This is a genomic window from Acidovorax sp. (assembly GCF_046291265.1).
GTDB lineage: Bacteria > Pseudomonadota > Gammaproteobacteria > Burkholderiales > Burkholderiaceae_C > Acidovorax.
The window spans coordinates 1-11,311 of sequence record NZ_JBKBTV010000097.1 but is presented as its reverse complement, the minus strand read 5'-3'; the positions used below and the strand labels follow the sequence as shown (position 1 = coordinate 11,311).

The window sequence follows — 11,311 nt, the reverse complement described above, 5'->3', positions numbered from 1 at the left end:
GCGGTAGAACGATTTCTGATGGTCGAACTATCACCGAAGTTGTGCGTGGGCAGGTGCCGCGCGATCAAATAAGTCGAGCTTCCCCGCAAAAGGGGCATTAATTGATTGAATGTTTCAACCAATCCCAATATTGAAAAGAGTTACACAATGACCGATCTGAACAGCATGCCTGACGAGAATACTGATAAATCTGCAAAAACTGAAAAGACTGAAAAGACGAAAGAACCTGAAAATCTAAAAACTGAGAAAAAGCCAAGCAATAAGGTAAATGCAAAGAAAGAGTTGCAAAACCGCCGCACCCAGGAAAAAAAAGAGCAACAAGCTGCTAACGTACTTATTTCGCAGGAGGCCAATCTTTCTAGAACTAAATGGCGGGCTAAATCGTCATGTGCAGGGTTGAGCGAAGCACTCCTTAAAAATCTGGTTTACAAGAACAAGGGAAACCCCAAACTCCAGCTTGTTCAATTCCTCGAAGCAACGCGCATGCCTTCACTGAATGGGCGTAAGCGTGAGGTAAGCGACAAAACGCGGGCAGATTTCGGTGTAAACATGATGTTGGCCATCACGCTTTCGAAGTCTCTTCGCATGCCGATTCACAACCTGAACGAGTTTTCGGTCAAACATGTGATCAAGCTCGTTGCTCACTGGGTGGCTGAAGACAAGGCACCAGGCACCATTCAAAGCCGGCTGAGCGTTTATCGCAAGTTCTTCGCTCTGATCGGGAAAGAAAGTGTTCTCCCAAAAAAGGAAGAGTTTTACGCAATGCTGGCTCGCAAGGGGATTGATGTGGGCAACCTACGCCGCACGTTGGCCGCGAAGAAGAGCAAGGCATGGTCGCCCAACGAAGTGAATTTCGACAAGGTCTACGACGAGATCAAAACCATGGACGAGTATGTGGCAAGCCAATTGCGACTTCAGCGTGCGTATGGCCTGCGGTTGAATGAAGTGGTCCATTCCAAGCCGAATCGCAACTCGGAAAGTGACGGACTGTACGTTATCGATGGTGCCAAAGGCGGACTGGAGCGCTTTATCCCCAACTCGAGCGATCAGGCGCGTGCAATCGAGCAGAGCGCCGCGCTTGAGGAGGCAAAGATCCTTGCGGCGAAGCATCCTCGCGGCTTGTTGATCGGCAAAGGGAAGACCATGAAACAGGCCAAAAAACACTACGGCTACATCTTGCAAAAGTGCGGCGTGACCAAGAAGGGTCTGGGCGTCACTGGTCACGGCTTGCGCCATGAGTTCGCCGGCAACCGTTACGAGGAAGTCTCCGGGCTGCGTCCCCCGGTCGAAGGGAAGCACACGGCTCAGGAGTATGAGAACCAGCCAGACTTGGTGAAGCAAGCCGATTTGACAGTTTCACGTTCGCTGGGACATGCGCGGCCGTCAATCTCGGGCGCATACGTTGGCTCACTCTTTCAGTTGGAGGGCACTCATATGAGTCGTGAAGCGCGCATTCTGTTGACCAACGTGGTGGGTATCCTGGAGCAGGACAGCGTGGCCAGGATCTTCCGAGAATTCGGGACCGACATTGCGTGGCTCACGGGCAAGATTGCCATGGGAGATAAGTTGCACGGCGATCAGTACATGGAGATCACCGTTCGCATGAAGATCGAGGACGATGGTTATGAGGGCATGGTGCAGCGGTTCGAGGCGTTGGAAAAACGGCTCAACCAGGAGCTTCGGCGCGAAGTGGTGCTCAAGAACTGGCCGAAAAAATCCGACCCCGACCCGGCCAAAGAAGGCTTTGTTCGCGTGTTCGGGTGGTGAGCATGGGTCAGGGGCAGAGGTCAAAGTAGGGCCAGACGCTGGCCCGAAGCCATGACCCAGGCACCCTTCTCCTCTGCCCCTGCCCCGCTCGCCATGCACTGCGATCGCCGATCCCGACTTGTCAAAGCACCGCAAGGACAGCGCGTTCCACGTCCTCGCGGGTCACAACGACCCTGGGCTGGCGCCGAGCAATGGCGCGGTTGAGGGCGGCCTGGGCCACGGCCTCTGCGTTGGCGATGCTTTCGTCGCCGACGATCGCGGAGAAGTCCACGTTGGCCAGCGAGGCATCCAGCGTGACCTTCTTGCGTGCGAACCAACCCTTGAAGTGGGCATTGAGACCAGCGGCGCCGGGCTTCTCGAACACCACCTTCTCGGTGAAGCGGCCACCGCGCAGCAAAGCGCTGTCGATCTGGTTGGGGTGGTTGGTGGCGGCAAACCACACCACATCACGCACCCGGTCGCCCACGCCGTCCATGAGGGTAAGCAGCTTGTTGGTGGCATCGGTGCTCGTGGAGTTGGTGCGCTCCTTCATGAGTTCGTCGGCTTCGTCAATGAAGATGATGCAAGGGCGCAGTTCCTTCGCCTGGGCGAACAGCTTTTCCAGCGCCTTGGTGTCGCGGGCCATGTCGGAGCCGGTGGTCGGCAGGAATGCCCAGTCGATCTCTTTGGCGATGGCTTTGGCAGCAGCCGTCTTGCCGGTGCCTGGAGCGCCGTGGAACAGCACGCCGGTGGGCATGGTGCCGCCGTGGCTCTCGGTGTGCACAGGGTCGGCCATGCGGCCAATCAGCATGTCGATCATTTCGCGGGTGTCAGGAGAGAACACCAGATCGTTCAGCGGCTTCACGTTCTCCAGCTGCACTCCCTTGCGGCCTTGGATCGCTCGCAGAGCGCCCATGAATTCATCAAAACCGAGGGTGCGCTTGTCCACGCGCTTCAAGTAGGACGGCAGCTCTTCCGTGACGGCCAGAATGCGTTTGGCCGAAAACCCGTTCCAACGCTGGGCCACCATGTCCACGACATCGTTCGATGCCTTTATGTGGGACAGGTTGTCTTGCAGGCCCTTCTTGAGCAGACCCACGCGGGCTTCGAGGTCGGGACTGCTGATCTCGATCTTGAAGTCGAAGCGGCCTTCACGCACGCCGGCACCGTCCAGGCGGTCCATGTGGTTTGTTGCGGCCACGAGGATGACCTTGGATGCGCGCAGATCCACCATCAGGGTCAGCAGTGCGTTGACCACGTTGTTGTTATCCGTTTCAGCCACGCCAGAGCCGATGTTGGTGCGCTCACCCATCAGGGAGTCGATTTCGTCAATGAAGAACACACACGGGGCGTTGCGCTTGGCCTTGGTGAAGGCGGCGGTGACCCGCTTGGCTTTCTCACCCACCCACTTGCTCTCGACATCGGGGAGGGTCAGCGTCACCAAAGGAAGGCGGAATTCACCCGCCAGCGCTTCGGCGAAGGCAGTCTTGCCGTTGCCCGGCTCACCGAAGAACATGATGCCGTTGCGGATCTGTTTCCTGGCTGCCTTGGTCGAACCGTCCCTGGACGCCCCAGAATGGATGATCTGCGCAGCGGCATCCTTGATGCGGTCCTTGACTTCTGCGTACCCGTAAATGTCTTTGAAGGTGGCTGTGGGGCGCTTGACCTGGCCCACATCGAGTTCTTCTTCCTGCTGGCCGTTGCCTTGAGCGCACACTGGAGTTGCGGCGGGCGCTTGTCGATAGTTCGGCTTGAGATAGCCGTAGCGGGTGATGAGTACACCCACGAAGCCGATCGCCGCGTAGAAATACAGGACGTAGCGCTCTGCGCTTGCCTTTGGGCCATCACCCAACCACCAGAAGACCAGTTGCAGACTACAAAGGATCACTATGGGCTTGGACAGCATGTAGACCACATTGGAGTAGCGGGGGTAGCTGCCACCGTCGCGGCGATGCTGCACCGTCTCCAGAATCATTGCCCCGATGACCAGCGTGACCAGGAGGGCCATGACGGACTGCGGGGCCAGCTGCTTCAGGTTCGGCGGGATCAGGGCCAGCGACAGGTAGTCGGTCCGCTGCGAGTCGAACATCATTCCGATCATTGCCAGAAAGGAACATCCGATCAGCAGGTAAAGCGCAAAGATCTTGAGCGTGTGGAGAAGTTTGTGAGCGAGTTGGATCACGGGTTTTTCTTTGAATGATGCGCGCGCGTTTTGAGGTGCGGCGAGTTCTAGATGGATGACAAACGGGTCATTGCTGCGATCTCAACTTGTGAAGATCGAGAGCAGCCGTCACTGAGTTGAAAAGGGGGAGTGGCTCAACTTGCCCGGAACGTTGAACGAACGCAGTGGCAAGCTTGGATTGCTGCTTCTGACACTTCCCGGACATTTGGTGTGCCATGACAGGGCCCAGCACATGGGGAGCCCGCTTCAAGGAGCCGGGCGATCAACTTTGATCTCCCGTGCAACATCCGCGGTGCGTGCACACACGCTGGCCCGCCTGTCACAGATGTGGCGCCTGCCGTTGCGAAGTGTGAGGAGGACAAGAGGCGCATGTTGTTCGACCACAAGAGGTTCGTAGAGGGGGTAGAACACACCCCCGTTTACTTGAACCATCGAGAACATCCGCCCCACCAACGCTCCCCTGCCCTCCACCGGAACGAGACCAGTGCCACCCAGCGGGAATCCCCCATCTGCGGAGGTCACCACCCCCAAGTCAACGCTGCTTTGGACGCGAAGTCCATCGAGCGTGATGAACAGCATCCAAGCCGTTATCGCCATCCCGCCCAGCATCCCAAGGAATCCGATCTTTCCGGAGCCGCTTTGGCCGTCTCGGCGCGAAGGTGCGGCCGTAGATGATTCGGTGCTGGTCGCGGCTGCCTTCGCTGCGCTGGAGACCTTTGATTCGTCCCAGGACCTGACTGTTGCCCTCCCCTCGGCGATACCGCGGGCAGCCGCTTGAACATAGATGTTGGACCGTGCAGCAACGAGCATGCGTGCGAAGAAACCCCTGACTGCATCACGCGCTCTGAAACGGTCAGGTTGCTTAAGAGGTCTCTCCGTTGCCGGCCCCGGTGCCCGATCAGAGCAGTTCGTGAGTCCTCGTTCTGCCTCTTGCAAAGTGCTTTTTTGCCCATCACAAGCATTGGAGTTTGCGCAGGCGTGAGCTTCTTCTTTTGAGGAGCGAACGACGTTTTTGGTAGGTAGGGAAGTGGAGTTGTCTTTAGACATGGGCATTGAAGTGGTTTGGTTGAGAACAAGCCTCGCATGGCCGCGTCCCAAATCAACCCCTCAAACCCTGTTCTCTGCACCTTTATTTAGACCGACAGGACTCAGATTACGTTACTCAATCTGGCTGGTTCTGGAGCTGGTCAATTGAGAGATGCCGAAGCTTTCGTAGATCCAAAATCTGCGGGCCACCATGCATGAAACCATGCGGCAACTCCGCCAGCCTCACATGTTTTTTGACTTGTGGCCTTGACACAGCGTCTTCCTATGGGATCTTGATGTGCGACCAATCACCACATGAGAACCCCATGCAAGACAAATACCGCGCCACGATGTGGCGCCAAAGCCTGCGACAGCACTGCCAATTGGACGACGAGCAATGGCAGTGGAAGGTCTGGCCTCACTGGCTCCTGACTTCCAAGGTCGGCAGGATCGCCCTCTTCCTCAAGTTGCGCCAGGTCAGGCCGGTAGCGTTTTCAATTTGGACTGACCGAGCGCGGATTGATCCGCTGCTCGACGCCATGATCGACGAGGTGGGTCTGCGTGGCTTCGCCGAGCCCAGCACTGTGCCAGCGCAACGGATCCACGTTCTGTACGCCCTCCTCCGCATACACGGCGCCAAACTGCTTCACTGCAGCCGTCATGTGACTGACGTGCGGAGTACTTGACCATGGATCTAAACAATTGGTGGGTGGCAGCCTTGATCTCGTTCGTGCTGTCTTCCCTGTCAGTCGGGAAGGGTGAGCAGTGAAGATCCACGACGTAGGCTTTTTCATCAGTGAGGATCTGGACAACCCTTCCCTGCCGCGGCTGGATCCGATTCAGGGCACTCTGGCTTCCCAGCAAGAGCATGTATGCAACCGCAAAGGGTCGTCCCCACTCATTTCACTCGATCAAGCATGCCTAGAGGCAACACGCATGGCCTTTCGCTATCGAAACAAAGTAACTTTCTCGGAGATCCTTGCGGTGCCAGTAGTTTCCAGCAATGCGGTGGAGTCACCCGTGAACAAGGCGACCAAACAGATGGAAGCACTTGTGGATTGGGCTTGCGTGCAGGCCGCACTGGATGCTTGGGCACCAAGTGACGTGACACTCCGTCCACTGAGACGCTGTTTAGACGCAAGGGATTTCATCCACTGGGGACAGCGGGACACTCAATACTTGTTGGAGCACACCCTCCCTACTGGCCCCACGTTCCACCACAAGCTCACCCTGCCGGCGGACTCGACCCAGGAGCTTGATGTTCGGCTTCGCGTTCTACTTATTGCAGCCAGCAGTCCCACTGGATGGCCAAGCCGTTTGCTGGAACAAACGCAGCGCGATCGACGTCTGAAAGCGATTCTCGGTTCTCCTCGGGGAGCTAGGCCTGCGAGCGATACTGACCTTCGGTGAGAGAACATCTCGGGAATACTTGCAATAGAAGGATTCGCCTCCACGCACTTCGGCTCCACGAGGAAAGTCGGCTGTGCAGCGATAGCCGACCTTCAAGACAAAACAACCAGGCCTGTGGTGCTAGCCGCAATTCGGACTCACAAGCCCTGGCGGGCAAGGGTGTTGAGGGTCAGCTCACGAAGGTGTAGCAGACATTGCTGAACAGTCAGGAATGAAGATTGAGGTTACAGGCCGGTGAGGTGGCCAATCCAGTTGAACTGAGCTGTTTTCCATGGGCCTGTGCGCAACTTGGTGGTTTGTTACGCGGTTTTTACGCGCAACTTGCTCCAATGAAATGCCACGGGGCCACCGCTGCGGTGGGCCGGCTTCTTTGGAGCTCCTCGACTTGCACGAACACCCTCCGACCTGCCTCGATGTTGAAGTGCACCTGGGCGTCAACGCAGGTGACGAAGCCACGCTCTTCCAGTTTGTGGACAGCATCGTGGCCGATGGCAAGCGCATCCTCAGCGGCGCTGTGGCGCACACACTGGCGGTGCGGCAGGCGCGCGGGGGCACTGCGCTGGGCGCTGGCGTGGTGGTCCCCCACGCGGCGGTGCGCAGATTGCCATGCGCCCGCCTGATCTTCGTTCGATTGCAGACCGCCATCGACATGGAGACGCCGGACCACAAACCGGTGCAGGAAGCGCTGACCCTGCTGGTACGCTATCCCCCTTCCTTCGCCGATCACGTTTTGCTTGAACGCATTCGCGACCCCCACATGAACCCGGTCCTGATCGACTTGTTGCGCCAAGGCCTGTGCGCCGAAGCGGTGGCCCGCCTGGCGAACGGGGCATGACGCCTGGCATGCTGCTGGTGTGCGTGATGGCGGACGGCCAGGCCCTTCAACTGGTGCAATATGCCCTGCGGCTCCAACAGGGCCGGGCAAGCTCCTGGCGGGTGCTGCATCTGGACACGGTATCCGCCCGCTACGCCAGCCTGCCTGTGAGACAGGACCTGGAGCAGGCCTTGCATCTGGCCAGCGTCGGGGGCGCGCAGATCGTGCACACCAGCCTCAACATGAACGCCGCAGGCCAGCTGATGACGCAGATCGCTCAGCAGGCGCAGGGCGGCCAGGTGTCCGATGTCTTGCTGGGTGACCAGGCCACCGGCACCGTCTACTGGCCCGGGTTCGGCGAGCGGCTGAGCGACTTCACGGAAGTGCTGGGCACCAGCGTGCCCCGCGCGCAAGTGCACGTCCTGGTGGCGAATCGCCGGCAGCGAAATACCTCCAATTCAGCAGTTGACTGGACCGGGCAGCGCACCAGGCGTTGGTCGTGGCGCTACTGGGGCCTGCCAATGGCGGTGTTGCTGGCCTGCACCGCGGTGTGCGCCCTGATCGCCAACCACCTGCATCCGATCAACCTGATCCTGATCTACCTGGTGGGCGTGGTGGCGGTGGCGCTGCGGCGCGACCTGGTGGCGGCGGTGGTCACCGTGCTGGGCGCCATCCTGATCTTTGACTGGATCTTTGTCGCACCCCGCTGGTCGCTCAAACCCACGGACCCCGAATACTTCTTCACCTTTGCCATCACCCTGTGCGTGGGTCTGGCGGTGAGCCGGCTGGCTGCGCGCGTGCGCGAGGCCGCCGTGGCCGCCCTGGCGTTGGCCGACCGGGCCCAGTCGCTCGGCCTGCTGGCGCAAAGCCTGTCCACCGCGCGCACGCCCGAGGACATCGAGCGCACGCTGCTGCAGGCGGTGGAGCGCGGTGTGGGCGCAAAGGGCAGGATCCTCCTGGGCGAAACACTGCCGCAGGCCGCATCACCGCACCCGCTCTTGCCTTCGTCTGACGGTGTGTACCGCTTCGGGCTGCATGCCGCCGACGGCCCGTTGGGCATGCTGGAGATCGACCACCTGCCCGTCGCGCGCCAGACCGCGGAAGACCTCCACCTTCTGCAAGCGCTGAGCAACCAGGCCGCGATCGCGCTGGACCGCTGCAACGCTGACATGCGCAGCCAGCAAACCGCTATCCAGGCCGAGACCGAGCGCGTGCGCAACACCCTGCTGGCGGGTATTTCGCACGACTTCCGCACACCACTCACAGCCATCATCGGCGCGGCCACCACGGTACTGACCCAAGGCCACCAGATCACGCCTGAACAGCACGATGCTTTGCTGCGCAACATGCTCGACCAGGCGCAGCGACTGCAGTCGTTGACCAGCGACTTGCTGGACCTAGCACGGCTGCAGGACGGCGCAGTGCAACCGGACTGCGAGTGGTGCCCGGTGGGCGAACTGGTGCGCGATGCGCTGGGCATGGTGGGTGGCGACGTGGATGCGGGACGCGTTGATGTGCACGCCGGAGAAGACGACATCGTGTGGTGCGACCCACGACTGGTCACGCAGGCCATGACCAATCTTCTGGTCAACGCGGCGCAGCACTCACCGCCACACGGTCGTATCGAATTGGCGGTGAGGCTAGGCCCAGCCGACTGGACGCTGTCGGTGCGGGACCAGGGGATGGGCCTTCTGCCCGGCCAGGAAACCGAGGTGTTCCGCAAGTTCTACCGCGACCCCGCCGTGGGCTCCGCATCCGGCACCGGACTGGGGCTGGCAATCTGTGAGGTGGTGGCGCGGCTGCACGGGGGCAACATCCACGCGCACAGCGACAGCGGCGCGGTATTCGAGATGCACATTCCCTGGCCCTCCCACGAGCGCCGGCCCTTGGACTTTTCCGAATGAACCCACCTTCGCCTCTGCAAGTGCTTGTCGTCGACGATGAACCGGCCATCCGCGACCTCCTGCGGACCACGCTGGTGGCCGAGGGCTATGCGGTGGTCGAGGCCGCGACCGCGCGCGAAGGTGCCACCCTCGCGGCCAACCGCCGTATCGACCTGTTCCTCATCGATCTCGGGCTGCCCGACGGAGACGGCGTGTCGCTCATCCGCGAGATTCGGGGCTGGACGCAGCGTCCCATCCTGGTGTTGTCGGCGCGCACGCAGGAAAGCCAGAAAGTGGACGCGCTGGACGCCGGGGCCGACGACTTCGTCAGCAAACCTTTTGGCGTGGCCGAGCTGCACGCGCGCATCCGGGTGGCGCTGCGACACGCAGGTGGACCACAAGCCGCCGGGCAGTCCCTGATGCTGGGGGATGTGTCCATCGACCTGCTGTCGCGCCATGTGAGCCGGGCGGGGCACACCATCAAGCTCACCGCCACCCAGTGGCGCTTGCTGGAGGTGCTGGCCCGCCACGCCGGGCGCGTGGTGACGGGGCGGCAACTGCTGCGCGAGGTGTGGGGCCCGGGTCATGGTGAACAAGGCCACTACCTGCGCATCTATGTGCGCCAGCTGCGCCAGAAGCTGGAAGCCGACCCGACCGCACCGTGCTTCCTGCTCACCGAAATGGGCGTGGGCTACCGGCTGCTCGCCACCAGCGCTGCGGCCTGAACGGCAGGGCGCGCATTTATACGCAGCGTTTACGGCCTCGGCAGTACGCTGAGCAGGATGACCATCCAGAAAATCCTGCACGCGTCGGACCACATCAGCACGTGGGTTGGCAAGACAGCCTCCTGGCTGATGGTCGCGCTGATGATCGTGGTCTGTGCGGAAGTCTTCAAGCGGTACGCGCTGAACGAGCCCACCGCCTGGATCTTTGACGTGAACAACATGATGTACGGCACGCTGTTCATGCTCGGGGGCGCCTACACACTTGCGCACGATGGCCATGTCCGCGGAGATTTCTTTTACGGCAGCATGAAGCCCACCACGCAAGCGAAGGTGGACCTGCTGCTGTACATCGCGTTTTTCCTGCCGGGCATCGCTGCGTTGACCTGGGCTGGATGGACCTACTTCGGCGACTCGCTGGCCATGCGCGAGCAGACCTTCAACGCCACGCCCATCCCGCTGTACCCCTTCAAGTTCGTCATTCCGCTGGCCGGTGCCATCCTGATGATGCAAGGTCTCTCGGAAATCCTTCGCTGCATCGTGTGCGTCAAGACCGGCGCGTGGACGCCGCGCCTGAAAGATGCGCAGGAGTCCGATGTGGTGGCCCAGCAGCTGGCGGGCAGCGAGTTTGTGGACGCAGAGTCCAAAGCCCTGGCGATCGAACAATCCAAGTCGGTGAAGGGCTGATAATGAGCAATCCAGCGTTGGGCATGTTGATGCTCTGCCTCATCGTGGTCGTGATCATGTTGGGCTTTCCCACCGCGTTCACGCTGATGGGCCTGGGCATGGTGTTTGGCTACATCGCCTTCTTCGATCCGTCTGCCGGATGGCTGGACAACCGGGTGTTCGACCTGATGGTGCAACGTGCCTTTGGTGCGATGACCAACGAGACCTTGCTGTCCATCCCTCTTTTTGTATTGATGGGCTACGTGATGGAACGCGGTGCGCTGGTGGACAAGATGTTCCACAGCGTGCAACTGGCGTTTCGCAGCGTGCCGGGTTCGCTGGCCGTCACCACGCTGATCATCTGCACCTTCTGGGGCATTGCCAGTGGCCTGGTCGGCGCTGTGGTGGTGTTGATGGGCGTTATCGCCATGCGCCCCATGCTGGACGCGGGCTACGACACGCGGCTGGCCGCTGGCGTCATCACCGCTGGTGGCACGCTCGGCATCCTGATCCCACCCTCGGTGATGATCATCGTCTACGCCGCCGTGGCGGGGCAGTCGGTGGTGAAGCTGTATGCCGCTGCCATGTTCCCGGGCTTCTTCCTGGCTTTTCTCTACCTGGTCTACATCATTGGCTGGGTCTTGATCAACCCGAAGATCGCCCCCAAGCTGCCCCCGGAGCAAAACAGGGCCTCGGTGCCTGTGTGGCTGGACCACGTGTCCAACAGCTATTCCCGCCGCACCTTGCCCGCACTGGCCATGGCCGTGGCTTCGCCTGCCAAGGCCCGGCAGGCCAGTGCCAACGGCGTGCCGGTGACCTGGGGTCTGCTGGTGCGCAGCCTGGGCATGGCCCTGGTTCCGCT

8 protein-coding genes are annotated in these 11,311 nt (G+C 60.5%); 7 read left to right on the top strand and 1 reads right to left on the bottom strand.

All coding sequences use genetic code 11. The features are described 5' to 3' along the window. The first annotated feature begins 147 nt into the window (after positions 1–147). On the top strand, positions 148–1,767 hold the full coding sequence (locus ACK41V_RS22265) for an integrase domain-containing protein (RefSeq protein WP_409785665.1): 1,620 nt from the start codon (positions 148–150) through the stop codon (positions 1,765–1,767). Positions 1,768–1,888: 121 nt separating this feature from the next. Here the strand turns inward: ACK41V_RS22265 and ACK41V_RS22260 are convergent, their stop codons facing one another. After that, positions 1,889–3,928 (bottom strand): AAA family ATPase, encoded by a 2,040-nt coding sequence (locus tag ACK41V_RS22260; RefSeq protein ID WP_409785664.1) that lies wholly within the window; start codon positions 3,926–3,928, stop codon positions 1,889–1,891. A 1,352-nt stretch (positions 3,929–5,280) separates the two neighbouring features. Here ACK41V_RS22260 and ACK41V_RS22255 point away from each other — a divergent pair. The 6 genes from ACK41V_RS22255 to ACK41V_RS22230 all read left to right on the top strand — a co-directional run. Further along, entirely contained in the window at positions 5,281–5,640 is a 360-nt protein-coding gene (locus tag ACK41V_RS22255) for a hypothetical protein (protein ID WP_409785662.1), read from the top strand. A gap of 1,109 nt (positions 5,641–6,749) precedes the next feature. After that, on the top strand, positions 6,750–7,199 hold the full coding sequence (locus ACK41V_RS22250; RefSeq protein ID WP_409785660.1) for a PTS sugar transporter subunit IIA: 450 nt from the start codon (positions 6,750–6,752) through the stop codon (positions 7,197–7,199). Further along, positions 7,196–9,082 carry a DUF4118 domain-containing protein gene (locus ACK41V_RS22245; RefSeq protein ID WP_409785659.1) on the top strand — a complete coding sequence of 629 codons (1,887 nt, stop codon included), beginning with the start codon at positions 7,196–7,198 and terminating at the stop codon, positions 9,080–9,082. The genes ACK41V_RS22250 and ACK41V_RS22245 overlap by 4 nt, the downstream gene beginning before the upstream one ends. After that, positions 9,079–9,786 (top strand): response regulator, encoded by a 708-nt coding sequence (locus ACK41V_RS22240; RefSeq protein ID WP_409785657.1) that lies wholly within the window; start codon positions 9,079–9,081, stop codon positions 9,784–9,786. The genes ACK41V_RS22245 and ACK41V_RS22240 overlap by 4 nt, the downstream gene beginning before the upstream one ends. Before the next feature lie 57 nt (positions 9,787–9,843). Then, positions 9,844–10,470, top strand: a complete 627-nt coding sequence (locus ACK41V_RS22235) for a TRAP transporter small permease subunit (protein WP_409785656.1) — start codon at positions 9,844–9,846, stop codon at positions 10,468–10,470. Positions 10,471–10,472: 2 nt separating this feature from the next. After that, a partial coding sequence (locus ACK41V_RS22230) for a TRAP transporter large permease subunit (RefSeq protein WP_409785654.1) occupies positions 10,473–11,311 on the top strand: 839 nt, incomplete at its 3' end.